The 22,582-nt window shown below is 69.9% G+C and carries 24 protein-coding genes and 3 pseudogenes; 9 read left to right on the plus strand and 18 right to left on the minus strand.

Translation table 11 applies throughout. The features are described from left to right. Positions 1–10: 10 nt before the first annotated feature. The 4 genes and pseudogenes from ACIRU3_RS08255 to ACIRU3_RS08270 form a co-directional block, all read right to left on the minus strand. A pseudogene (locus tag ACIRU3_RS08255) lies at positions 11–560 on the minus strand (IS5 family transposase); the annotation flags it as partial. 66 nt (positions 561–626) lie between these two features. Next, positions 627–735: pseudogene (locus tag ACIRU3_RS08260) on the minus strand (IS5/IS1182 family transposase); the annotation flags it as partial. 278 nt (positions 736–1,013) lie between these two features. Beyond that, a complete protein-coding gene (locus tag ACIRU3_RS08265) occupies positions 1,014–1,700 on the minus strand; it encodes an SDR family oxidoreductase (protein WP_404053068.1) in 687 nt (228 codons plus the stop codon). Next, entirely contained in the window at positions 1,697–2,350 is a 654-nt protein-coding gene (locus ACIRU3_RS08270; RefSeq protein WP_404053071.1) for a hemerythrin domain-containing protein, read from the minus strand. Before ACIRU3_RS08270 ends, ACIRU3_RS08265 begins: the two co-directional genes overlap by 4 nt. A 147-nt stretch (positions 2,351–2,497) precedes the next feature. Here ACIRU3_RS08270 and ACIRU3_RS08275 point away from each other — a divergent pair, with 147 nt between their 5' ends. From ACIRU3_RS08275 to ACIRU3_RS08285, 3 genes and pseudogenes are all read left to right on the plus strand, one after another. Beyond that, positions 2,498–3,121, plus strand: a complete 624-nt coding sequence (locus ACIRU3_RS08275) for a TetR family transcriptional regulator (protein ID WP_359073851.1) — start codon at positions 2,498–2,500, stop codon at positions 3,119–3,121. Between the two features lie 246 nt (positions 3,122–3,367). Next, positions 3,368–3,568 (plus strand): annotated as a pseudogene (locus ACIRU3_RS08280) (IS5/IS1182 family transposase); the annotation flags it as partial. Between the two features lie 376 nt (positions 3,569–3,944). Next, on the plus strand, positions 3,945–4,526 hold the full coding sequence (locus ACIRU3_RS08285; protein ID WP_404053075.1) for a GNAT family N-acetyltransferase: 582 nt from the start codon (positions 3,945–3,947) through the stop codon (positions 4,524–4,526). Between the two features lie 207 nt (positions 4,527–4,733). On the opposite strand, the gene ACIRU3_RS08290 is transcribed toward ACIRU3_RS08285, so the two are convergent. Next, positions 4,734–5,159 (minus strand): hypothetical protein, encoded by a 426-nt coding sequence (locus ACIRU3_RS08290; protein WP_404053078.1) that lies wholly within the window; start codon positions 5,157–5,159, stop codon positions 4,734–4,736. A 314-nt stretch (positions 5,160–5,473) separates the two neighbouring features. Between ACIRU3_RS08290 and ACIRU3_RS08295 the strand changes: the two genes are divergently transcribed. From ACIRU3_RS08295 to ACIRU3_RS08305, 3 genes are all read left to right on the plus strand, one after another. Continuing rightward, the gene (locus ACIRU3_RS08295; RefSeq protein ID WP_404053081.1) at positions 5,474–6,070 is read left to right on the plus strand and encodes a hypothetical protein; all 597 of its coding nucleotides are present in this window, start codon (positions 5,474–5,476) and stop codon (positions 6,068–6,070) included. Positions 6,071–6,205: 135 nt separating this feature from the next. After that, entirely contained in the window at positions 6,206–6,628 is a 423-nt protein-coding gene (locus tag ACIRU3_RS08300; RefSeq protein ID WP_404053084.1) for a cellulase family glycosylhydrolase, read from the plus strand. Beyond that, positions 6,625–7,164: a hypothetical protein gene (locus ACIRU3_RS08305; protein ID WP_404053087.1), complete on the plus strand. Its 540-nt coding sequence runs from the start codon at positions 6,625–6,627 to the stop codon at positions 7,162–7,164. Before ACIRU3_RS08300 ends, ACIRU3_RS08305 begins: the two co-directional genes overlap by 4 nt. A gap of 183 nt (positions 7,165–7,347) precedes the next feature. Here the strand turns inward: ACIRU3_RS08305 and ACIRU3_RS08310 are convergent, their stop codons facing one another. Beyond that, on the minus strand, positions 7,348–8,019 hold the full coding sequence (locus tag ACIRU3_RS08310) for a TetR family transcriptional regulator (protein ID WP_404053089.1): 672 nt from the start codon (positions 8,017–8,019) through the stop codon (positions 7,348–7,350). Positions 8,020–8,065: 46 nt separating this feature from the next. Between ACIRU3_RS08310 and ACIRU3_RS08315 the strand changes: the two genes are divergently transcribed. Beyond that, complete coding sequence (locus ACIRU3_RS08315; RefSeq protein WP_404053093.1) at positions 8,066–8,530, plus strand: SRPBCC family protein; 465 nt, start codon at positions 8,066–8,068, stop codon at positions 8,528–8,530. 26 nt (positions 8,531–8,556) lie between these two features. Here ACIRU3_RS08315 and fabV read toward each other — a convergent pair whose 3' ends face one another. Continuing rightward, complete coding sequence (gene fabV, locus ACIRU3_RS08320) at positions 8,557–9,771, minus strand: enoyl-[acyl-carrier-protein] reductase FabV (protein WP_404053096.1); 1,215 nt, start codon at positions 9,769–9,771, stop codon at positions 8,557–8,559. A 521-nt stretch (positions 9,772–10,292) separates the two neighbouring features. Here fabV and ACIRU3_RS08325 point away from each other — a divergent pair. Beyond that, entirely contained in the window at positions 10,293–10,517 is a 225-nt protein-coding gene (locus ACIRU3_RS08325) for a hypothetical protein (protein WP_404053099.1), read from the plus strand. A gap of 87 nt (positions 10,518–10,604) precedes the next feature. On the opposite strand, the gene ACIRU3_RS08330 is transcribed toward ACIRU3_RS08325, so the two are convergent. From ACIRU3_RS08330 to ACIRU3_RS08380, 11 genes are read right to left on the minus strand one after another with little or no spacing between them, the layout of a single operon-like run. Further along, positions 10,605–11,618, minus strand: a complete 1,014-nt coding sequence (locus ACIRU3_RS08330; RefSeq protein WP_404053101.1) for a Rieske 2Fe-2S domain-containing protein — start codon at positions 11,616–11,618, stop codon at positions 10,605–10,607. A gap of 2 nt (positions 11,619–11,620) precedes the next feature. Continuing rightward, entirely contained in the window at positions 11,621–11,857 is a 237-nt protein-coding gene (locus ACIRU3_RS08335) for a recombinase-like helix-turn-helix domain-containing protein (RefSeq protein ID WP_404053104.1), read from the minus strand. 31 nt (positions 11,858–11,888) lie between these two features. Then, positions 11,889–12,833: a PDR/VanB family oxidoreductase gene (locus tag ACIRU3_RS08340; protein WP_404053107.1), complete on the minus strand. Its 945-nt coding sequence runs from the start codon at positions 12,831–12,833 to the stop codon at positions 11,889–11,891. A 22-nt stretch (positions 12,834–12,855) separates the two neighbouring features. Further along, positions 12,856–14,481 carry a thiamine pyrophosphate-binding protein gene (locus tag ACIRU3_RS08345; RefSeq protein WP_404053110.1) on the minus strand — a complete coding sequence of 542 codons (1,626 nt, stop codon included), beginning with the start codon at positions 14,479–14,481 and terminating at the stop codon, positions 12,856–12,858. A gap of 11 nt (positions 14,482–14,492) precedes the next feature. Beyond that, positions 14,493–15,275 carry an SDR family oxidoreductase gene (locus ACIRU3_RS08350; protein ID WP_404053112.1) on the minus strand — a complete coding sequence of 261 codons (783 nt, stop codon included), beginning with the start codon at positions 15,273–15,275 and terminating at the stop codon, positions 14,493–14,495. 50 nt (positions 15,276–15,325) lie between these two features. Further along, entirely contained in the window at positions 15,326–16,075 is a 750-nt protein-coding gene (locus ACIRU3_RS08355; RefSeq protein WP_404053114.1) for an SDR family oxidoreductase, read from the minus strand. After that, a complete protein-coding gene (locus ACIRU3_RS08360; RefSeq protein WP_404053117.1) occupies positions 16,068–16,589 on the minus strand; it encodes a cupin domain-containing protein in 522 nt (173 codons plus the stop codon). The genes ACIRU3_RS08355 and ACIRU3_RS08360 overlap by 8 nt, the downstream gene beginning before the upstream one ends. Before the next feature lie 2 nt (positions 16,590–16,591). Beyond that, positions 16,592–17,440, minus strand: coding sequence for an alpha/beta fold hydrolase (locus tag ACIRU3_RS08365; RefSeq protein WP_404053120.1), 849 nt, complete (start codon positions 17,438–17,440; stop codon positions 16,592–16,594). Beyond that, positions 17,437–18,231 carry an aspartate dehydrogenase domain-containing protein gene (locus ACIRU3_RS08370; RefSeq protein WP_404053123.1) on the minus strand — a complete coding sequence of 265 codons (795 nt, stop codon included), beginning with the start codon at positions 18,229–18,231 and terminating at the stop codon, positions 17,437–17,439. The genes ACIRU3_RS08365 and ACIRU3_RS08370 overlap by 4 nt, the downstream gene beginning before the upstream one ends. Then, positions 18,228–19,211 (minus strand): VOC family protein, encoded by a 984-nt coding sequence (locus ACIRU3_RS08375; protein WP_404053126.1) that lies wholly within the window; start codon positions 19,209–19,211, stop codon positions 18,228–18,230. Before ACIRU3_RS08375 ends, ACIRU3_RS08370 begins: the two co-directional genes overlap by 4 nt. 58 nt (positions 19,212–19,269) lie before the next feature. After that, positions 19,270–20,754 (minus strand): aldehyde dehydrogenase family protein, encoded by a 1,485-nt coding sequence (locus ACIRU3_RS08380; RefSeq protein WP_404053129.1) that lies wholly within the window; start codon positions 20,752–20,754, stop codon positions 19,270–19,272. Positions 20,755–21,049: 295 nt separating this feature from the next. On the opposite strand from ACIRU3_RS08380, the gene ACIRU3_RS08385 reads away from it, so the two are divergent. Further along, positions 21,050–22,420, plus strand: a complete 1,371-nt coding sequence (locus ACIRU3_RS08385) for an MFS transporter (protein WP_404053132.1) — start codon at positions 21,050–21,052, stop codon at positions 22,418–22,420. Positions 22,421–22,582: the final 162 nt, after the last annotated feature.

Here is a 22,582-nt window from a genome sequence, read left to right on the forward strand (position 1 = left end):
GATGTCGTGATCAGCCAGTTGCCTCCAGGAGGTCGCTGATCCAGATCATCGAGGCACGGAGGTGGAGGCCGGCGAGGTGGCTCTCGGGCGTCTTGTCATATCGAGTCGCGATGCCCCGCCAGGCCTTCAGCTTGTTGACCAGACGCTGGACAGTGTTCCGCTCCTTGTGGAGACCGGCGTCGTGGCTGACGGGCCGACCGCCCATGGAGCCCTTCTTCTTCCGGTTGGCGGCCTGGTCCTTCTTCTCCGGGATGACCGCTTTGATGTTGCGTTTACGCAGGTAAGAGCGGTTGGCGCGAGATGAGTAGGCCTTGTCTGCGGCCACAGCATCAGGCCGGGTTCGGGGCCGGCCGGACGGGAAGACGGATGCGCACCTTCTGCAGCACGAGGACGAACTGAGGGCTGTCAGCAGCCTGTCCCGCGGTCAGCACGAGGGACAAGGGACGGCATTTGCGGTCTGCGGCGAGATGAACCTTGCTCGTCAGCCCACCACGGGATCTGCCGAGCAGAGCTTCCTTCAAGCGGAGCTTGCGCCGTCGCCTGATGTGCCGCCGCTCTTCCCGCTCGGGCCCGTCACAGCCGTCCTGACTGTTCTGTTCCGGCGGGCCGCCCCCTTTTGCCCGTCTTGCCCTGGCGGGCGGCCTCGGCGATCACGCCTTCCAGCAGTGCGGTGAAGGCACCGGCGTCCCTCCACACCCGGAAGCGGCCGTGGACCGTCGGCCACGGGCCGAACTCGCCTCCCGATCTCGCGTCGCCGGCCACGGAGTGCGCCAACAGCGGTGGGCCATGGAGCAGCTACTCCGACGTCCTGGCCGATCCGGCGCTGTTGGAATGAGCGATCACCGCCAACTCCGGTAGGCCCGCTGCGGGACGGTAGGCGCCGAGCACTGACGTCGTAGATGCCACCGTTTGGACACAGGCCCTGCCGCCGGTCCCCGGAGCCCACTGCTTCGAGGCGGGAGGGTCCTCGGCGGAGGCGGCCCGCGCGCTTCAGTAGCGGTCGCCCTGTGGGCTCAGGTGGCCAGCAGGCCGCCGTCGATGTGGAGGTCGTGGGCGTTGACACCGGTGTTGCGGAGAAGGAAGTCCGTGGCGTCGGCGATCTCGGTCATGGTGACCAGCCGTCCGATCGGCGTCTGCGCCGAGTGGGGTGGGTTGGGGACGTCGCGCCACTTGGGGCTGTCGCCGATCAGGCCCGGGTGGAGGGCGTTGACGCGGTGCGGCGCGATTTCCACCGCGAGTGTCCTGATCAGGCCCGTGATCCCGGCGTTGAAGGTGGAGACGATCGTCGAGCCGGGGTAGGGGCGCTCCTTGGCGAGTCCGCCGAAGAGTACGACGGAGGCGTTCGGGGCGAACCGGTCGCGCAGCACACGGACGGTCTCCGCGTAGCCGACGAGTTTCATGGTCACGGCGGAAACCGCATCCGTGATGCTGAACTGCGCCAGGGTGTTTGCCGCTTGGCCGACAGCGGTGATCACGAGGTGGTCCACCTCCGTCACGTCCGCCAGCGAGGCGCTGATCGTCTCGGGGTGGGCGAGGTCTAGGGCCAGCCCGCGGGTGCTGCCCCCGATCCGGGCGGCCACGACCTCGGCGCGCGCCTTGTCCCTGCTGGTGACGATGACGTCGTCGCCACGGCCTGCGAAGTGCTCGGCGATGACACTGCCCAGCCCGCCGCTTCCGCCGACGATGAGGGTGCTGGTCATGCGGTGACCGTCCTTTCCTGCTTGGTGGCCTTCAGGCTTCTCAGGGTGGCTTCGGCCTGCTCGCGCATGGCCGGGACGAGGTCCAGGGCGGCCGGTGGCAGATTCGCCGTGACCACCGCGAGTTCGGCGGGGGAGCCCACCTGCTCGAAGAAGCCGATGTTGAGGTGCGCGCCCACAGGTGGGGCCGAGGCGATGACCGCACGGGAGAACTGCGCCCAGGCGTCGTCGGACATGTGCGCCTCAAGGGCAGGGAGGAGCAGCGGCTCCTCATGTTCGAGGTGGGTGTGTATCAGGTCGCGTATGGCCACGGCCGCGGAGATCAGCGGCGCCCGGCTGGCGTCGTCACGCACGGGAGCGGCGGCCAGCGCGTCCAGCGACGCGTCCAGTGCGTCGTGCTCAGCTTCGAGCTCGGCCAGTCCGGTGGCGGCAGCGGGATCGGCGGCGGTCAACTGCGGCCACAGCACGTCGTCTTCGCTCTCGTGATGGTGCCGCAGCGCCGCAACGACGAAGTCACGCAACTCCTCCAGCGCGGCGGAGGGCGCGGCAGGCCTCTGCGCCGCTTCCGCCAGCAAGGACGTCGCCGCCCGATGCATCTTGTGCAGCAGCCGGGTCTCGACGACCGCCGCGGATTCCGGCCCCTGAACGCTCACCACAGTCTCCCCAACGCTCACCACTGTCTCCCCAACGCTCACGACGGGCTCCCTCCCCGCTCGTTAATATCCACATGGATACTAACGTAGCAGTGGCGACAGGCGACGTGCCGCAGCGCCGTAGAGTGATCACATGAAGGAGGCGCCGTGAACGACGCAGAGCCGGCGAGCGAGTCGGCCGACGAGCCGCCACGCAGGCGCCGTCGGGATCCCGAGGGGCACCGGGCGGCCATCATCGAGGCGGCCCGCCACACCTTCGCCGAGCGCGGCTACGCCCGTACGACGCTCCGGGAGATCGCGCGCCGGGCCGGAGTCACACACGGCCTGATCACACGTCACTTCGCCTCCAAGGAACGGCTCTTCCTCGCGGCGGTGCCGGGCAATCGTGACCTGGAGCAAGTCGCGGCAGGTGACCCCGAGACGCTGCCGGACCGGATCGCCGACGCCTTCGTGCGGCGCCTGGAGACCGACGCCGTCAACGACCCGCTGATCGCCCTTCTGCGCAGTGCCGCGTCCGACGAACGCGCCGCCGCCCATCTCCTTGTGGCGATGCAGGAGCACAGTGCCATCGTCTACCGCTCCGTCCTGTCACCCGGTGAATCCGCACTGCCGGACGACGACTTGGACACGCGCGTGGCGTTGGTGGGGGCGCAGATGATCGGAGTGGCCTTCAGTCGCTATATCGCGCGCACCGAACCGCTCGCCTCGATGCCTCCCGACCGACTCACCGAGCACTTTACCCGGATACTGCGCCAGATTCTCTTCGGCTGACTTCCTGCCCGGGAAGGTGATTTATTGCGACAGTCGGTCGATTTAATCCGAACCGATGTCCTTGCGCGGCCTCTTCGGGGAAGCCACTGTTGCGGGGCAAGGGGAGATCGCCTCTCCGGCAAGTGGCGGACACCTTCCGCGGTGAGGCAAAAGCAGGTACGCAATGGCCGACGACAAACTCCACCGAATCCACGGGCCAACCACGTGCCCACGGTTCGTCTCTGCTGCAACTCAGTTTCGGGCTCTGGCTCCACGGGCGGTCGGCCCGTCAGTCACGACGCCGGTCTCCACAAGGAGCGGAACACTGTCGAGCGTCTGGTCAACAAGCTGAAGGCCTGGCGGGGCATCGCGACTCGATATGACAAGACGCCCGAGAGCTACCTCGCCGCCTTCCACCTCCGTGCCTCGATGATCTGGATCAGCGACCTCCTGGAGGCAACTGGCTGATCACGACATCACACAGGCCCTAGCCGGAACGCACGTGACACCACCGGCCGGTGAGCGACGTAAGACGGCGAAGAGTTCCTGAATCGCGCAATACCTCGTAGTCGCCGGCTGAACTCGCAGAATCTGCCGGCACCTCAAAGAACCTGAGACGACGAGTGACAGTCAGCGAGAGGGCTCCCACCTCCTTACTTGCCCCGTTCTCTCCAACAGGACCGCCGAGGAACCCCGCGTGAACTCCATTTGAGCCAGCGGGTTGGCTGAACCTGAAGGCTGAAGCGGCGGGAACCTGGTGGTGGGGGGCCAGCACGGGGCGGCCGTGGGTTCGATGCCTGCAATTGCGTTGTCGATCCAGTGAGGCTGGGGCAGCATCGCGGTCATGGGACAGCCTGCTGATGTGCTTCGCTCTGACCAGGTCGAGCTGCGCCGATGGCGTGTCGACGACATCGATGCTCTGCATCGGGTGATCACCGAGTCGCGTGATCACCTGCTGCCGTGGATGCCCTTTGCGGCCACCCACGACCGGAGGCAGGGGGAAGGGTTTCTTGCCCACACCGAGGAGGAGTGGACCTCGGGGGATGCATACAACTACGCGATCACCTCGGCCGGAGTGGTGGTCGGCAGCTGCGGACTGCATCGCCGGGTCGGACCAGGCGGTCTGGACATCGGCTATTGGCTCCATCACGCATGGACGGGGAAGGGGCTGGCCACGATGGCCGCGGCTGCCCTCGTGCAGGCGGGAGGGCAGCTGCCGGGCATCGATCGCATCGAAATCCACCACGACGAGGCCAACTCCGCGAGTGGCGCCGTCGCCCGTCGCTTGGGCTTCACTGAAGTGGAGCGCGTCCAGGTGCCGGAGGGGCCGGAAGCCCCCGGCGAGACGGGCATCCATGTGAGGTGGCGCCTACAGATACGGGCCGGCAAAGACCAGCAGGGTCGCGGAATCTCGGCGCTGTCCTGAGCCAAACCAGCTGGTTGCTGGGATGTAGTCGCAGGACGGGCAGGCGGGTCCGCGGTTCCACGCCTGGGTGGGATCGATGGTAAGCGCTCGGGGGGGGGGGGCTGGTGGCATCTCCGTCATCCCGGCGCCCAACGGGCTTTCATCCGAACCGCCACCAGCAGCATATGGACGTGGTGGTCGGCATCCGCGCAACCTGGCGACCCGCACCTACCGCTCGTGACCCTGGGCCTCCGCCCCACGACGAGGTGCAGGCCGCGCTTCGATCTGATGGACCGCCTGCCAACCCCCTGTCTGTGAAACGGGCTTGCCGACGTCGGATGGCCAATGGGGACGGAAGCGTTCGACGAAGTCTGTGAAGTCGCTCCGCAGATACCGGGAGTCGCACGGCTTCAGCCGGATCTGCCGGCGGCTGTCAGCCCACCAGATCTCGAAGCCGGCGATCGTGCCTTCCGCCGGCCAGTCATCGCTCTCTTCCGGAAGCAACAGGACGTCGACGAAGCCTCCGACGCTGAGGCCGATGTCCACGAAGATTCCTATCGCACCGGGCCGAGGAACCAGCACAACCGTGCCCTCGAAGACCTGCCCGAAGCGCAGGCCCTTCCGAATCCGAGCCCACTCGGCATCTGTCACCACGAACGCATCATCGCTCCTTCGCCCGATCGCGGGTAACCGGACCCGGGCGGCAGAAGCCCGTCACGGGCGTCCATCGCCCCGCCCGCCTGGGCAACACGGCACTGCCGTCATTTCTCGTGAACATCCCTGAGGCGGCTGGTGACTGACTGCTGCTGACACTTGCCCCCTGCCACCAGCTCAGTCTGCCGCAGGTCAGCTCGCGGCGGGCGACTGGCTTCGCTGTCCAAGGACACCGGATTCCCTCGCTCATGCCGGGCTGGTGTCAGAGGCGGGTGACATAGTGCTCCGACATTGATCGACAGGAGGGGGAGACGATGGGTGACTTCTATGAGCGGATCGTCGACGTCGAGGTGACCGGCGAGGAGGCCGGGCCGCTCGCGGAGCGGATGGTCGCCTGGATGGTCACCGAGGGCCTGATCACGCGTGAGCTGTCCAGGGACGGGGTGTACAGCCTGACCGTGGACGAGGGCTATGTGCCGGGTCCCAACTGGGCGCGGGCCGTTGCCGACTCATCGGATCCGGACTGGCTGCCGGGCCCGGTGGCCGTCGTCGTCGGGCGCGACTACCACGTGGGCGGTCAGGGAGCGGACGATGCGGAGTACGCCGTCTGCCCACGGTGCGAAATCAGGACCGTGATCATCAACTATCCCGAGGAGTTCGAGGCGGACGAGGAGGTCTGGCAGCCGTTCAAGGACGGTATCGCCGCCTGGAAGGAAACGGGTGAGGGGAGTGCCCCCTGCCCCGCCTGCGGTGCCTCGGTCTCGGTCACCGAGTGGCAGTGGGAGTCCAATTTCGCGGTGGGTGCCCTCGCCTTCGACTTCTGGGGCTGGCCGCCACTCTCCGTCGGCTTCTGCGCGACGTTCAGCCGGCAACTGGGGCATCGCACCGTGGAGCACATGGGCAAGTTCTGACCGGGAACCTTCACGCCTCAGCGCGGGAATGGCACGCAAGGCGAGCCCTGATGCAGCAGCTCGAGGAAGTCCGTCGGTAGTCGCAGATCGTGCGGTTCTCACCCCAGGCTGACGGAACCACCTCTTTCTGCGACGTTGGCCGACGGGTTCCCGGTGAAGCCGAATCCGGGATTTCCGCTGGTCTACTTTACGAGCCCCGCACAGAACCAGACGTGGGCGAACTTCTGGCACGACCACGCTGCGCCCGATGGCGTCGGGGTGCAGGAACACTATGCGGCCATGTGGGCGCATGTCGCGCAACGCTTCGCAGGCCAGCCGCACGTGCTCGGCTACGACCTGATCAATGAGCCGTGGCCCGGTTGGGAATACCCGACATGCTTCCCGAAGGGCTGCCCCCGATTCGAGAACGATGTGCTCGCACCGTTCGAGGCAAAAGCCATGAAAGCCATCCGCCGAGTCGACCCGAAACACCTGCTGTTCTTCGAGCCGTCCCTGACCAACGACTTCGGCACGCCGAACTGGATGCCAATCCGACCGGCGATCCGAACGCGGGGATGAGCTTTCACGACTACTGCCTCGGCTCGGTCGACACCTGCGTGACCAACGGATTGGATCGCGCCGTCCTCTACGGCGTTGCCGGGGTGGTGACCGAGTTCGGCGCGACCGAAAATTCGGCGAGGCTGACTCGTCTCGCCGATCGGTTCGACGACAACATGGCGTCCTGGACGTTCTGGTCCCAACCGCAGAATCAGACACCCAGCCATCCCCAGGAGCCGCCGACCGGCCCCAGCCTGATGGACCCGGCGATCGTCAGGCCATATCCACGTGCCATTGCGGGCACCCCGCAGCAGTGGCACTACGACAGCGCGAGCGGGACGTTCACCATCCAATACAGCGCCCGCCGCGCGGATTCCGGTCAACCATTCGCCAGTGGAGCCCGCACCGAGGTGTATCTGCCGCAGAGCAACTACCCCTCTGGCTACCGGGTGGAGAGCCAGGGCGCCGACGTCCTGTCGTCACCCGATGCCCGGCTGCTTCAACTCACCACCAACCCGGGACAGGACTCCGTGCAGGTGACCGTGACGCCACGGTGATCGGCACCCGGGGACCCCGAAGAGGGCTTCACCCCGGGGCAATGGCAGCCGGTCGATGTCTTCTGCCCTGAAGAGGCGGTGGAGTTCGCCCGCACGCCCCGGATCACGCGAGGCGCCGAGCGGGCGTACATGGCCACACACGTCGTCTCGGAAGCGACGGCCACGGAGGGACAGCCTCCGGGGTCAGCTGGTCGAGGCCGAACGCCTCGGATGCGGCCCGGCCGCTCGGTCTGCTCGGTGACTCCCGCCCTCTGCGCCGTAGTACATCCGCAGGAACTCCTCCATCGCCGCGTCGACGCCTGCGCGGTCACCGGTGGCGAGCAGGTCGAGCAGCAGACCGCGGACGGTTGCCAGCCCCAGCCTGGCGCGGTTCCGGGCCGCGACAGGGTCCGCCCCCGCGGCCACCTCGGCGGCCATGAGCGGCTCCAGCCAGTCCGCCACGAGCCCTTCGAGGACCGGGACGGCCTCGGGGCGGCCCCGCAACGCGTGCCCGCAGATTTCGAAGAAGAGCCGCTCCTGATCGGCCAGCCCAGGGTCCGTCAGCCGCCGCCAGAGGAGCCTTGCGGTATCGGGGGGTGAGAGACCGGGCTCCAGGCGGAGCCGGGACAGCAGCTCGCGCTGGCGCCGCTCCGATGTTCGGACGATCTCGACGAGCAGCTGTTCCTTGGAGCCGAAGTAGTGGATCAGCATGCGGTGACTGACGCCGATCGCGGCGCCCAGGCGGCGCAGACTCAGGTCCGCGATGCCGTGTGCCGCGACGTGGTCGGCGGCCGCGTCCACCAGTTGGGCGCGCCGGTCCCCGTCCGTGCCGCGCGCGGCTTCACCCTCGGGATGCGAGCTGTCCGTATTCACCACACCCCGAGTGTACCAATTGGTACATGCCGCATGTACCGTGCGGTACATGAGGTCTGTCACCGTGTCGATCGACGTGCCGCAGATGCCCGAGCAGGTTTACGACTTCCTTGAAGTCATGGCTCACCACGAGCGATTCACCAACCACTACTTGACCGACTGGCACTACAGCGGCCCTGGCCAAGGCATCGGATCCGGCGCCAGGGTCACCGCCGCGCTGGCCGGAACGAAGACCGATGTCACCATCGAGGTCGTCGAGGCCGACGCGCCGCGGCGCATCGTCGAACGGAACGTCAGCGCGTCCGGCCGGCGCGTGGCCCACGGCACCTACGCCATCGAACCGCTGGCGACCGGCGGAAGCCATGTCTCGTTCACATACGCCTGGGTGCGAGCCCCGTTCGCCGACCGCTTGCTGGCGCCCGTCGTCCGGGCCACGATGCAGCGCGCCAACCGCACGGTCATGCGACGTCTGGCCGCCGAGCCGGCTCGCCGGGTGCCCGCTGCCGGCTCCTGACGGCGGTACCTTCTCGGCTCTTCCGGTCAGGGTGTGTCGTCGGGCCAGGGGATGTCGGTGGCCACTGCGACGGAGTAGTCGACGCCCGGCACAGCGAATCCGTACAGGCGCTGGACTTCGGCGTGGAACCAGTCGAGGTCGGCGAGGCCGGCGATGGTGGCCGTGGTGGCGGCCGCCCAGCGTTCGGCGACGGCCGCCTGGACGTCGTCGGTGAGTTCCCAGGTGTCCAGGCGGATCCGGCCCTCGTCGTCCAGAGCGAGCGGGGCCGCGCCGGTGAGCTGGTCCCACAGGGCGGCGAGTTGGCGGATCGGCGGGACCAGGTCCTCTCCGAGGACACCGCGCAGCAGGCCGGTGTACAGGGCGATACCGGGGATGGCAGTGGAGGACTGGGTGACGGCGGCGCCGTTGACGGAGGTCACGGCCCGCCCGCCCACCGTCTTGTCGAGCCGCTCGTTCAGGGTGCGGGCGGTGGCCTCCAGGTGGGCCTTGGCCACGCCGATGGTGCCCTGCCGGTAGATCGCCTCCGTCAGCGGTGAGCCGATGTACGACAGCGCGGCGGTGGCGAACCCGTCGGCGAGCAGGCCCCGGCCGACGAGGTGGTCGATCCAGCGTTCCCAGTCCACGCCGCCCATCACGGCCACGGTCTGCTCGACGTCGTCGCCCTCGGCCGGTCCGGTCTCGACTTCGCGGACCTCGGGAACGCCCTCGTCGTCGAAGAGGAGAGTCTTGGTGCGGTTCACCTGGCCGATCGGCTTGAGGACGGAGGCGTACGTGGTGCCGGTGTCGGGGTCGGTACGGCGGGGCGCGGCCACCGAGTAGATCAAATAGTCCAGCCTGCCGCCGAAACGCTGCTCGATGAGGTCGGCGACCTGGTCCTTCGTCGTGTCGGAGAATGCGTCGCCGTTGAGAAAGACCAGATCTCGTCCGGCGGTGCGGGCGATGTCGGCGGTGGCGGCGGTGCGGTACCAGCCGGCCGTGGCAGTCCGCCGTACGGTCGGGGCCTTCTCGAAGCACACGGCGATGCCGCGGATACCGGAGCGCTTGAGGCCGGCCAGAGTGGCCGCGAGGCCGTATCCGGCGGAGGAGCCGATGATCAGTGCCACCGGCCCGGCACCCTCCGGCACACCGGCAGGGGACGGGCAGGTCTGCCACATGCCGGCCACCGACTGCCGGCAGCCCTCGGGGTGCGAGTCGAGGAAGAGGAAGCCCCGGTTGCGGGGGGTGAGAACGCGCTCGTTCACGGTGGCAGTCCTGGGGTCGATCGGGACAAGGACGCGGTGACCAGCCAGGTCATCGCTTGCTGCAAGTCTGCGACAGCACTGACACGGGCAGGGTCCACGGTGGGGACAATGATCACGAGCTGGTCTTGGAGAGTTTCCACCACGTCCAGCCCAGAAGCAGCCGCGCGACCAACTCGACATCACCGTGCAGCACTTCGTCCGTACCTGCCTGGTCCGCCACATGCCGGTACGGCTGAGCCGCGAGTCACTCGGGGCGGTGCGCGGTACTTCCGGTCCCGGTGATGCCGTGACCTCGGTCCTCGGCATGGCCCGCTGCAAGTGAACGAATCCGCCCCTACCACCGTCGGTCTACTGTGAAGACTCATATGCTCGAACGCCGCGTTGTGTCAGTGACCGTCGCGGCCCTGGTCGTCCTGACGGGATGTTCGGGATCAGGAGCCACCGGGTCGAAAAGCGTCACGAGGAACGAGGCGATCACTCAACCGGTCACGGTGACTGGCGACGATCGCACTCTCATCGTCATGGCCGAGTCGGGTGGGTGCGACGGCCCCCCACATCTCCGGGCATCCGAGGCCCCCGAGGCTGTCCTCCTCACGGTGCGGATCACCACCAGGACAGGACCGGACATCGTCTGCCTGGCCGATGCCCGCCTCGGCCCGGTCCGCGCGACCCTGCACACGGCCCTCGGATCGAGGACCGTGACCGACGGGACGACCGGCCGTCAGTTGTCGGTCCGACGGGAGTAGCCACTGCACGCGTTCAGCGCGAGGGCGTTTCCGCCGAGGGGGGCCGGATCGGATGATCGGTCGGCCTGATCGAGGCGGCCGGCGCCGTTATCCGGCGGCCGCCTGCTCTTCGGCCTGCGCCCGGTACAGGCGGCGCAGCCGGACGACACCCAGGTCGTGCTGGTAGAGGTTCTCCTGCTGGTCGGCGTCCGCCGGCAAGGACTCGAGCATGATCCGGTCCTGCTCCAGGACCTCCCAGTGGCGCTTCTCGATGAGTGTCCTGTACAGGAAGCGCCAGGTGTCGCGCTGCCAGCCCTGCACACGGCGGTAGCGCCAGAAGAAGACCCCGCAGCGATCCTCGTCCACCGGGCACACCATGCCGACGATCCCGAATGCGCCGCCGGGACCGGCCGACGGTGGATAGGGGATCGACAGGTCGACCCAGTCGACGCCGGTGCGGCACAGTTCGACCCAGTCGAAGTTGACGCCCCGTTGGTCGGTCTTCTCGAAGAAATAGCCGTGCTCGGTCTCGCGGATGCGGAACTTCGCCGTCGTGTCGCCCTCGAACATCGTGTGCGACTCGTGGTGGAGGAAGGCGCCGTGCATGGGGTCGAGCAGATTCTCCACTGCGTAGCGCCACGGCACGTCCCACTCGGCGTAGCAGAGGATGGCTTCCGTCCCGGACTCGGTGAGCGGATCGGGCAGTGTCAGCTCGACCGGATCGGGGTGCTTCTCGTCCCCGAAGTACGCGAGGATAGCGCCGCCGGCCTCGCGCACCGGCAGCGAGGTGACGAGCTTCTTGCCTTCCAGATTGCAGCCGGGCAGGCCGGGGACGGACGAGACGGTGCCGTCCGGTTCCACCTCGACGCCGTGGTACCAGCAGGCCACCCGGTCGCCCAGGTGCTTGCCGAGAGACAGGGGGGCGCCGCGGTGCGGACAGCGGTCGGCGAGCATCGACAGGCTGCCGTCGGAGCGGCGGAAGAGCAGCCACTGCTCGCCGAGCGCGGTCACCTTGCGCATGGCCCCCGGGGCGACGAAGTGCGAGGGGACGACGGGATGCCACTGGTTGCGCAGGCCGTTGGCGTAGATGTGCTCGGCGGTGGCGGCGGTCGACAGCGTCATGGTCAGGCTCCCAGTCGGTGCATCTCGGCGCGGAAGGACTGTTCCGTCCACGGGGCGCCGTCGGGCGCGTGGACCTTGCGGGCGTTGAGCCCGCGCACGACGTCGGCCAGGTCATGGCCGTCCCGCGTGAAGACCTCTTCGAGCGTGGCGGCGAGCTGGTACTCGTAGGGGGTCGGCTCGTGCGTACGGCTCTGGTGGATCTCGAGGTACGGCCGGTCGCCGGTCACGGAGTTGGTCATGGTGCGTCTCCTGGGAAAGGGGGAAGAGGGGTCACAGGTCGAGGACCAGGCGGCCGGAGGCGCAGCGCGAGACGCAGATCATCATCGTCGTGCCCGCCGCCTGCTCGGCCTCGCTGAGCAGGAAGTCGCGATGCTCCGGGGTGCCGTCGAGCACCCGTGTCTCGCAGGAGCCGCAGATGCCGTCGCGGCAGGAGCTGCGCACGCTCAGCCCGGCGTCCTCGGCGGCCTGGAGGATCGAGGCGCCGGTGCCCACGGAGAGGGTGACGCCCGAGGTACGGCACTCGACCTCGAACGCCTCGTCGTCGGCGGAGCGCTCCACGACGGGCGCCGCGAACCGCTCCAGGCGCAGCCGCCAGCCGGGGCAGCGCGCCTCGACGGCGGTGAGCAGCGGTTCCGGGCCACAGGAGTACACGAGCGTGCCTTCCGGCAGGTCGGCGAGCGCCGCGTCCAGGTCGATGTGGCCGTGCTCGTCCTGCGGGACGAGAGCCACCTCGCCACCGCGCCCGGCCAAGGTCGTCAGCTCCGCGGTGAACGCCATGGAGGCACGGGTGCGCCCGCCGTAGACCATCCGCCACGGGGCGTCGCGCCGGGCGGCCTCCCGGGCCATCGCCAGCAGGGGGGTGATGCCGATGCCGCCGGCGATGAACAGGTAACCGGCCGCGTCCTCCAGGGTGAAGTGGTTGCGTGGCTCGGAGACGGTGACCGGCTGGCCGGGGCGCAGCGTGGTGTGCACGTGGCGGGAACCGCCGCGCGAGGCGGGCTCGTTGAGCACACCGATCCGGTAGCTGCCGGTGGTCCGCGGGTCGCCGCACAGGCTGTACTGCCTGATCTGCCCGCCGACATGGACGTCGAGATGCGCTCCGGGCGTCCACTCGGGCAGCGGCTTGCCGTCCGGGTGGACGAGCTCGACGGACAGGACGCCGTCGGCCTCCCACGTCATCCGGTGGACGATCAGCCGCAGGGAGCTCTCGTTCATGGCCTGCGCCCTCCTTCCTGGCTTACTGGCCCGGGATCTTCACGGGCGGGGTGAACGGGTTCTTCATGGGGCCCAGTGCCGCCAGATCGACCTCGACGAACGTCGGCCCGTCGGACGCGACGGCCTGCCCGATCACGGGCGCGGCGTGCTCCTCGGCACCGATCCGCAGATACGGCAGCCCGCAGGCCCGTGCGAGGAGTTCGAAGTCCGGGGTGGCGAGGTCGACGCCGGAGCGACGCTCGCTGTAGCGGTCCTGCATGTTCCGAAGGACGCCGTAGCCGCCGTCGTTGAAGACGATCAGCGTCAGCCGGGGCCTCTCCTGGGCGAGCGTGAGCAGTTCACCGAGGTGCACCGCGAGGCCGCCGTCGCCCGCCAGGACCACGGTCGGCGCGTCGGGACGGGCCAGCGCGGCGCCGATGCCCATGCCGAGCCCCTGCCCGATGCCGCCGCCGCGCGGGAAGACGTTGTCGCGCGGGTCGAACATGTCCAGGAGCCGGTTGCCCCAGCTGCTCGACGCGATGGTCACGTCGCGGGCGACGACCGCCTCGCGGGGGAGCGCGGCGCGGATGGCGTCGCAGACAGCCGCCTGCGGGCCGATGTTGTCGTGGAGGACGGCCCGCACCTCGTCCCGGACCTCGGTGACACGCTCCGTCCAGTCGGCGTCGGCGGGCCGCGCGTGCGGCAGCAGAGCCGCCAGGACGGCGGCCGCGTCGCCGTGCAGGGCGTGCCGGGCGGGGTACACACGGCCGAGTGCCGCGGCGTCGACATCGATCTGGACGTGCGCCTCGGGCAGCCTCAGCCCGTAGTCGGCGGTCTCGTTGGAACGGAAGTGGGTGCCGACGCTCAGCAGCACGTCGGCGTCGGCGAGCAGCGCCCGCCCTGCCGGGGTGGTGGCGAAGTTCCCGACGACCTGCGGGTGGTCCTCGGGCACCGCTCCGCGTCCGGAGTTGGAGGTCAGCAGCCCCGCGCCGGTGGCGGACAGCAGTGCGGCGAGTTCCGTACGGGCCCGGGCCGCACCGCCGCCCGCCCAGATCAGCGGCCTTCGGGCGGAGGCCAACAGAGTGCCTGCGGCGATGAGTTCACCCTGGGAGGGGGTCGGGACGGTGCCGGCCGGGGCCGGCTCGGGGGTGTCGGTCTGGGCCGCGTACTGCAGATCGATCGGCCATTCCACGCTCGCCGGTCCGCCCGGCGCGGTGAGCGCGGCCCGGGCCGCCTCGCGCAGGATCCGCCCCGCGTCGTCGGGCGACGGCACCGTGGCGGCGTACTTGGAGACCGCCGTCAGCATGCCCAGCTGGTCCTTGGTCTCGTGGATGTAGCCACGTCCGCTGCCCAGGAACGTGCTCTCCACCTGACCGGTGATGTGCAGCACGGACGTGCCCGAGCTGAGCGCCTCGACCAGGGAGCCGGCCGCGTTGCCCGCCCCGGTGCCGGTCGAGGTCAGGGCGCAGCCGAGGGAGCCGCGGGCCCGCCCGTAGGCGTCGGCGGCGTTCACGGCGGACGCCTCGTGCCGCACGGGCACGAACCTCAGTTCACGGTCGACGGCCTCCACCAGCGGCAGGTTGTGCACGCTGACGATGCCGAAGACGGTGTCGATGCCCAGGTCGCGCAGGATGGCGACGAGGAGATCGCCTCCGCTGTCGTAACGCATGATGGGTCTCCTCAGAGGATGGAGCGGCCGACTCCGCCGCAGACGTCGATGCTGGTGCCGGTGATGTACGAGGCGCGGGGCGAGAGCAGCGCGACGACGGCGTACGCGACCTCCTCGGCCCGGCCGAGCCGGCCGAGCGCGATGCCGCGGTCGGCGGCGAGCTCCGCCTGCCAGTCCTCGTAGCTCGTCCCCGAGCCGGATGCCGCGTGGCGGCGGGTCCACTGACCCGTGTCGACGAGCCCCAGGCAGACGGAGTTGACGCGGATGCCCTCGGGCGCCAGCTCCACCGACAGGGACTTGGCGAGGTTGAGGATGCCGGCGCGGGCGGCGCTCGTCGCGATCAGCCGGGTCTCGGGCTGCTTGGCGAGCACCGCGTTGATGTTCACGACGCTCGCCGCGTCCGAGGCGGCCAGATGGGGACGGGCCGCGTGGAGCGGGTTGAGCACCCCGGAGAACTTCAGCTCCAGCTCGTCGCGCCAGTCGTCGGCGGTGGACGCGTCGAGGCTCTTCATCCGGGACTGGCCGGCGTTGTTGACCAGCCCGTCGATGCCGCCGAACGTCTCGGCCGTATGCCGCACGAACTCCTCGACGGCAGTGGCGTCCCGTACGTCGCAGACAGCGGTCAGCAGCCGGTCGTTCCGGAGCCCGGCGGCGGCCTTCGCCAGCCGGTCGGCGTCGCGGCCGCACATGGCGACCTCGGCGCCTTCGTCGAGCAGGGCGCGGACCGTGGCCAGGCCGACGCCCGAGCTGCCGCCGGTGACCACGATGGTGCGATCGGCGAGGCCCAGATCCATGGCAGTTGTCTCCTGTGGGACGGTGCGGTCGAGGGGATGAGGGGTGTCGGTCAGTGCATGGTGAAGCCGCCGTTGACGGCGATCACCTGTCCGGTGAGATAGCGGGACTCCGGGCCGAGCAGGAACGCGACGGTGCCGGTGATGTCGTCGGGCTGCTGGGGGCGGGAGATGGCCCGGCCCGCGCGGTAGAGGTCGTGCCGCTCCGCGGGTACGGTCTCGGTCGCCTCGCACTCGGTGAGGCCGGGTGCGACGGCGTTCACGGTGATGCCCCTGTCGCCCAGTTCGCGGGCCATCGCCCGGGTCAGCGCGATCACCGCGCCCTTGGAGGCGATGTAGTGGGCGAGCCGTGGCGAGCCGTACAGGGCGGCGTCGGAGGCGAGGTTCACGATCCGGCCGCCCGTGCCGTGGGCGAGGAGTTGGGGCAGCAGGGCCTTCGACACCAGCCAGGGGCCCCGCGTGTTGACCGCCATGAGCCGGTCCCACGCCTCGACGTCGATGTCCTGGAACTCCTTGCCACCGACGCCGTTGGCGAGTGCGGCGTTGTTGACGACACCGTGCAGATGACCCAACTCGGCCACCGACGAGGCGAGTTCGACGACCGATGCCGGATCGGCGACGTCGCAGTGCACGAAATGGGCATGGAGACCCTCGTCGCGCAGCCCCGCCGCGGCGCCCTCGCCCCGGTCCCGGTCCAGCTCGGCGACGACGACTCGGAAACCGTCCGCGCCGGCCCGGCGGGCCATGGCCAGTCCCAGGCCACGGCCCGCGCCGGTGACGACGACGGTACGCCGGTCAGTCACGGCTGACGCCGTGCATCGGCGAGTGCTCCGGGTAGGTCGGTACCTGCGGCTTCTGCGTGCCGATCACCACACAGAACAGGGCGTCGATGGGGCCCTCGTTCTTGAGCGAGCGGGCCACACCGGCCGGGACGACGATCATGTCGCGGTAGCCGAGGGTGCGGTACTCCACCTCGTCCGTGCCGCGGTGGATGCCCACGCGGACCTGGCCCTCCAGGACGAAGAAGGCCTCCTCCACGTCGTGGTGGGTGTGCTCGGGGCCCTCCGCGCCGGGCGGGAGCAGCATGTTGGAGAAGGTGAACCCGCCGGACGGGAGGATCCGGTTGTCGCCCTCGTGGTTCCCGGTGGCTCCCGAGCCGACGTAGCGGATCTGGGCGCGGCGGTACTGGTCGCCGGCCTTCGCCTGGAAGGCGAGGGTGTTCCAGTCGGGCTCGCGGGAGTCCTTCGTCGCGATGAGCGCGTCGGTGTACCGGGAGAGGTCGCCGCCGTTGTCGTACTCGGTGGTGGTCAGAGGCATGGTCACAGCTCCTGTTCGAGGATGGGCGCCGCTTCCGGACGTTCCGGGATACGGTCGGCGATGCGGAGGTGGGAGAGGACCCAGGCGTTGAAGGCCCGGGGCCGCTCCTGGTTGGCCAGGTGACCGGCGTCCTTGACGATCACGTAGGCGGTCTTGTGGATGGCCCCGGCGATGGCCTGGCTCGCCTCGACGCCGGTGACGGCGTCCTGGTCGCCGCAGAGGACCAGAGTGGGCGCGGCGATCGTGGCGAGTTCGCCGCGCAGATCCGCCGCCGCCATGGACTCGGCTGCGTACGCGTAACCGGGCAGCCGTACGGAGGCGGCCATCGTGTCGACGACCCGGCTCACCAGCTCCGGCGGGGCGCCCGGCGACACGAGCCGGGGCCCGCGCCTCTCGGCGAACGCGCGCGGTCCGAGTTCGGCCAGCTCGGCGGCCCGCTGCCGCATGCCGGCGGCCTTGGCCGCGTCCGTGCCCGACCCGGGGCTGGAGTCGGCGACGATCAGCGAGGTGACGAGATCCGGGTGCCGGACGGCGAGCCGCAGCGCGATGACACCGCCCCAGGAGACGCCGAGGACGTGCGCGTTCGTGCCGCGCTCGCGGATGAGGGCGGCCGCCGCGTCCGCGAAGTCGTCGAGGCCGAGGGGGGCTCCGGGGTCGGCGGACCTGGCGTATCCGGGGGCGTCCCAGGCCACCACCCGCGCGTACGCGGACAGTTCGGCCAGCTGGGGCGCGAAGGCCGCGGACGAGGAGCCGATGCCGTGCAGGCACAGCAGCAGCGGCCCGTGCTCGCCGGCCTCCTCCACGTGCAGGCCGTCGGTCGGACGGATGCCGACCTGCGGGGCGCTGGTCACAGGATCTGTCCCGTGCGTCCGGCCAGCGTCGCGAGACTGCGCAGTACCGCGTACGGCACGACCTGGCTGGTCGCCGGGTTGCCCGGGTCCGGCAGGTGGGCCACCTCGAAGCGGTACGCGCCGTGCGGTCCGGACGCCTCGACGACGTGTGTGGTGCGATGGGCGCCAGGGTCGGCGACGACCCTGACCCGGACAGCGTCCAGGTCACCGACGGCCAGCGCGACCGACGCGGCCACGTTCGTCGACTTCGGGAACCTCACCGGCACCTCGCGTGCGGTGCCGCACATGACCTCGACCGGACCGGCCGCGCTACGCATCCTGGACAGCAACTCTTCGTCCATCCACGGCTGTTCGAGCGTGGCCGGCAGCTTTGTCGTGACCAGGCTCACCTCGTTGAGCGGGCCGAGCGAGCGCACCGCCTGCAGCAGGTCCAGGCCGCCGACCGCGCCGCCCGTGAAGTACACCCGGCCGGGACCCGCGGCGAGCAGCCGCTCGGCGAGGTCCTCGTCGGTCAGTGCGCCGGTCGAGGCGATCAGCAGATCGGTGCCGGAGCCCAGTACGCGCTCGCCCCACTCCCGTACGACACCCTGTCCGGCCGCCTCCACGATCAGATCGCAGAGCTCCAGTGCCTCGGCGAAGGTGACCTGGGCAGCGGGCGCGGCCTCGCCCAGCGGGCGGTTGTCGATCACGCACACCAGCTCGGCGCCGGGCACCCGGCCTTCGGCGAGTGCCGTCCCGACGACCCGGCCGATCGCACCCCAGCCGACGATGCCGACCTTGCGTGTCCTCATGCGCGAACTCCTTCGGACACGGATCCGGATCCGGATCCCGTGGCGGGCGTGGTGACGGTGGTGGCGGCGAGCGGGCCGGGGTCGGGGGAGCCCGCCATGTGGCAGCGGATCTCCTTGGACGGAGGGCCCGCCGTCCCCCACAGGTCGGAGAGTTCGGGGACCCGTCGCCACACGCGGGCGATCCAGGCGTCCTCGACGATCTGGGCGACCTCCGAGGTGTACTCGCAGACCAGCCCGGACGGGTCGGTGAAGTAGGAGAAGGTGTTGTCGCCCGGCCCGTGCCGGCCGGGGCCCCACTGCGGGGTGATGCCGTGGTGGCGCAGCCGGCCGAGGCCCCGCATGAAGTGGTCGACCGAGGTCATCTCGTACGCCACATGGTTCAGCGACGCCCACTCCGCCTGGTTGAAGGCGATGCAGTGGTGGTCGGCGTTGCAGCGCAGGAACGCCATCTGGTGCTCGGACCAGTCCGAGACGCGCAGTCCCAGGACATCGCGGTAGAACGCGACCGAGGCATCGATGTCCGCGGTGTTGAGCACGGCATGGGTGACCCCTACGGGCACCGCGCCGTCACGGCCGCGGGCGGTGACCGCCTCGACGTGGGCGCTGATCTCGATGAGCCGGTGCTCGGGATCGGTGAACCGCAGCCCGTGGCCACCGCCCGCCTGGTCCAGCGGGCCGGGGCCGCAGACCGGGACGATGCCCCGCGCCTCCAGGCGCCGGGCGGCCTCGTCGACCTCGGCCGGGGTGGCGACGGCGAAGGCGATCCGGCCGAGGCCGACCCGGTCCCGCTGCGTGAGGTGCAGGACGTGGTGCTCGTCCCCGGTGCCGCGCAGCCAGCGTGCCCCGGTGTCGCACTCGACCGTCTCCAGACCCCAGACCTCCTCGTAGAAGTCGGCGGCCTCGGTGAAGGCGGGCGTGTGGAGCTCGACATAGCGCAGCGAACGCAGCCGGGCGATCGGCCCGGGCGGTGGTTGGTGCATGGGTGTCTCCAGACAGACGGAGAGACGGGCGTGCCGTCGGGCAGAAGGGTGTGCCGGGTCAGCCGGCCCAGGGGAGCGGGGCGTCGGAGGTGCCCCAGTACAGGGACTTCTGGCGCTGGTGGGCGCGGATCGCCTCGCGGCCCTTCTCGGTGCCGAGGCCGCTGGCCTTCCAGCCGCTGAACGGGGTGGACGCGCTGAACTGCTTGTACGTGTTGATCCACACCGTGCCCGCGTCGATCCGGCGCGCCAGGCGCCAGGCGGCCCGGTGGTCGCTGGTCCAGATCCCGCACGCCAGTCCGTACACGGTGTCGTTCGCCTGGCGGACCAGATCGTCCTCGTCGTCGTAGGGCAGGGCGACGAGCACCGGGCCGAAGATCTCCTCCTGGCAGGTGCGCGAGGTGTTCGGCAGACCGTCGAGGACGGTCGGCAGGTAGTACGCGCCGTCCCGGTATTCCGCGCCTTCCGGTACGGTCCCGCCGCACAGCACCCGGGCGCCCTCGGAGCGTGCCAGGTCCACATAGGCGGCGACGGAGTCCCGGTGCTGATGGTGCACGAGAGGCCCCACCTGGGTGTGGGGATCGGTGCCGGGGCCGACACGCAACTTCGCTACGCGCTGGACGAGTTCGGTCAGGAAGGCGTCGTAGATCTCGCGGGCGACGAAGAGCCGTGAACCCGCGATGCAGGACTGGCCGCTGGAGGAGAAGATCCCGAACATCACTCCGGCCAGGGCCTGCTCGATGTCGGCGTCCGCGCGGACGATCGTCGGTGACTTGCCGCCCAGCTCCAGCGATGCGGGAATCAGCCTGTCCGCGGCGACGGTGGCGATGGACCGGCCGGTGGCCGTGCCGCCCGTGAATCCGATCCGGGCCACCAGGGGGTGCCTGACCACGGCGTCGCCGACCACCCGGCCGCTGCCGGGCAGCACCGAGAGCAGAGCGGTGGGCAGGCCGAACTCCTCCAGCGCCTGTGTGATCAGGCGACCGAGGGCCAGCGAGACCAGGGGGGTCCAGGCGGCGGGCTTGAGCAGGACGGCGTTGCCGGCCGCGAGCGCGGGGGCGATCTTCTGTGCGTCGCTGGCGACGGGGGAGTTCCACGGGTTGATCGCCGCCACCACGCCGAGGGGCTCGTGGACGCTCATCGTGACGTACTCGCCCCGCGAGGGCGTGATCGCCTCCTCCGCGGTCTCCAGAGCGGCCGCGATGAAGCGGAACGTGCCGGCCGCGCTGAGCGCGAGGGCCCTGGTCTCGGCGAGCGTCTTGCCGGTGTCCGCGGTCTGCAGGGCGGACAGTTCGCCCGCGGCCGCCTCGGTCAACTCCGCGATGCGGTGCAGCAGCCGGGCTCGCTGATGGGGGAGCAGGTCCCGCCAGGCCGGGTCGGCGGCGGCCCGGGCGCTGGCCTCGGCGGCCTCCGCCACCTCTTCGGGCGAGGCGCCGCACAGCGTGGCGAGCACCTGGCCCGTGGCGGGGTCGACGGTCTCGACGGGATCGCCCGCGCCGCGTCGCCACTGGCCCGCGATCAGGATGTCGGTGGGGATGCGAGACACAGCACTACCTCCGGGCAGCGGGACGGTGGGTACGGATCGCACGAATCATGCGAATCGCATGGATCGCTTGGATCGCACGGATCACGGAGCCGAGGCGGGGTCTTCGCTCGACCGCCTCGATCAAGTGCTAGAAATCTAAGCGCTTAACTATCTCCTCGCAAGCCCCCAGGCCGGATGAGTGGCCGCAGCGGGCGCACCCATGGGGTGGCAGAGATATTTAGGCCATTAACCATTGACCGCTTAGGTAACTCAACCTACTGTCTCGGCAACTTCTCTGTTCGCGGAAGGAACCCTCATGACGACTGTGGCCGGCCGGGCCGCCCCGGGAGCGATAGCTGCCAGGCTCGAGCGACTGCCCCACTCCCGCTGGCACGTGAAGGTCCGGTTCCTGATCGGCGCCGTCACGTTCTTCGAGGCGTTCGACCAGCTGCTGACCGCCTCCGCGCTCCCCGTCCTGACGAAGCAATGGGGTCTGACCACGGGGCAGGCCACACTCGTCGTGACCACCGGTTCCATCGGGATGCTCCTGGGTGCGCTGGCAGCGGGCTGGCTGGGCGACCGGATCGGCCGGGTACGGACCGTCGCCCTCGGTGTCGCCGTCACCGCGCTGGGCTCGCTCGCCGTCGCCCTCTCCAACGGCATCGAGGTCTTCTCACTGTTCCGCTTCGTGCAGGGGCTCGGCATCGGCGGAGTCGTGCCGGTCGCCGCCACCTACATCAACGAGATCGCCCGCTCCGACCGCCGCGGCCGGTTCGTCCTCCTCTACGAGATGATCTTCCCGGCCGGCCTGGCGGCCGCGAGTCTGGTCGCCGTCTGGGTCGTCCCCCACCTCGGCTGGCGGGCCATGTTCGTCCTCGGAGCGCTGCCGGTCCTGCTCGCCGCGACGCTGCAGCGCCAGGTCGTCGAGTCCCCGCGCTGGCTGCTGGCCCGCGGGCGCATCGAAGAGGCCGAGGAGGTCATCGCACGCATCGAGGCGGAGGTCGTGCGCTCGACGGGCGAGCCGCTCCCCGCGCCCGCCCCGTCCGACGCCGTGGCCGAGCAGCGGGCACAGGGCCGCCTGCGGGAGCTGTTCACCGGGCGATACCTGCGCCGTACCGCAGTCGTCTCGGCGCTCTGGTTCGTCGCGTACTACGTCAACCACGGAATCTCCACCTGGCTGCCGTCGCTGTACACCAAATACTTCGGCCTCGACCTGACCACGGCCCTCGTCTACACCCTGCTCAGCAATGTCACCGGACTGCTCGGCACGCTGGTCGTCGCTCTGCTGATCGACCGCGTGGGTCGCAGGCCCGCCCTGGCGGCCGCGCTCGGCGGGACCGTGCTCACCCTCGGCACGCTCGCACTCGTGGGAGTGACCTCCGGCCTCCAGGTCGCCGTCTTCGCCTCCTGCACGACCTTCTTCCTGTACGCGGTCAACTCGGGCCTCTATCTCTACTCGCCCGAGCTGTACCCGACGCACAACCGGGCCAAGGGTGCCGCGTTCGGCGGGCTGTGGAACCGGCTGGGTGTCATCCTCGGACCGATCACGGTCGGTGCGATCCTCGGCGCCGGCGGCAGCCTGACGACCGTTTTCGCACAGCTCGCCGGTGTGGCGGCAGTGGGCACGGTGGTCGCCCTGTTCGCGGTCGAGACCAAGGGCAGGACGCTGGAGGAGCTGAACTCCTGAGAGCGGACCGGAGCAGGGGTGACCGGAGCGGGACCACTGCTCCGGTCCACCCGCGTTCAGCCGCCGTCCCAAGGCCTCGAGCAGCTCCGAGTGCCGATGCCGATGCCAGGAAGTCCTGACCCCGGTTGAGTCTCCCGTGGGGGGAGACAGCAAGCTGAGGCC

It is taken from the genome of Streptomyces sp. NPDC101151, from assembly GCF_044768335.1.
GTDB lineage: Bacteria > Actinomycetota > Actinomycetes > Streptomycetales > Streptomycetaceae > Streptomyces.

Bases quoted from the DNA above. Each gene is read 5' to 3' on its own strand.
- ACIRU3_RS08265 (WP_404053068.1), bottom strand. From the start codon at position 1,700: ATGACCAGCACCCTCATCGTCGGCGGAAGCGGCGGGCTGGGCAGTGTC.
- ACIRU3_RS08285 (WP_404053075.1), top strand. From the start codon at position 3,945: ATGGGACAGCCTGCTGATGTGCTTCGCTCTGACCAGGTCGAGCTGCGC.
- ACIRU3_RS08295 (WP_404053081.1), top strand. From the start codon at position 5,474: ATGGGTGACTTCTATGAGCGGATCGTCGACGTCGAGGTGACCGGCGAG.
- ACIRU3_RS08305 (WP_404053087.1), top strand. From the start codon at position 6,625: ATGAGCTTTCACGACTACTGCCTCGGCTCGGTCGACACCTGCGTGACC.
- ACIRU3_RS08315 (WP_404053093.1), top strand. From the start codon at position 8,066: ATGAGGTCTGTCACCGTGTCGATCGACGTGCCGCAGATGCCCGAGCAG.
- ACIRU3_RS08325 (WP_404053099.1), top strand. From the start codon at position 10,293: ATGGCCGAGTCGGGTGGGTGCGACGGCCCCCCACATCTCCGGGCATCC.
- ACIRU3_RS08330 (WP_404053101.1), bottom strand. From the start codon at position 11,618: ATGACGCTGTCGACCGCCGCCACCGCCGAGCACATCTACGCCAACGGC.
- ACIRU3_RS08335 (WP_404053104.1), bottom strand. From the start codon at position 11,857: ATGACCAACTCCGTGACCGGCGACCGGCCGTACCTCGAGATCCACCAG.
- ACIRU3_RS08340 (WP_404053107.1), bottom strand. From the start codon at position 12,833: ATGAACGAGAGCTCCCTGCGGCTGATCGTCCACCGGATGACGTGGGAG.
- ACIRU3_RS08345 (WP_404053110.1), bottom strand. From the start codon at position 14,481: ATGCGTTACGACAGCGGAGGCGATCTCCTCGTCGCCATCCTGCGCGAC.
- ACIRU3_RS08350 (WP_404053112.1), bottom strand. From the start codon at position 15,275: ATGGATCTGGGCCTCGCCGATCGCACCATCGTGGTCACCGGCGGCAGC.
- ACIRU3_RS08360 (WP_404053117.1), bottom strand. From the start codon at position 16,589: ATGCCTCTGACCACCACCGAGTACGACAACGGCGGCGACCTCTCCCGG.
- ACIRU3_RS08370 (WP_404053123.1), bottom strand. From the start codon at position 18,231: ATGAGGACACGCAAGGTCGGCATCGTCGGCTGGGGTGCGATCGGCCGG.
- ACIRU3_RS08375 (WP_404053126.1), bottom strand. From the start codon at position 19,211: ATGCACCAACCACCGCCCGGGCCGATCGCCCGGCTGCGTTCGCTGCGC.
- ACIRU3_RS08385 (WP_404053132.1), top strand. From the start codon at position 21,050: ATGACGACTGTGGCCGGCCGGGCCGCCCCGGGAGCGATAGCTGCCAGG.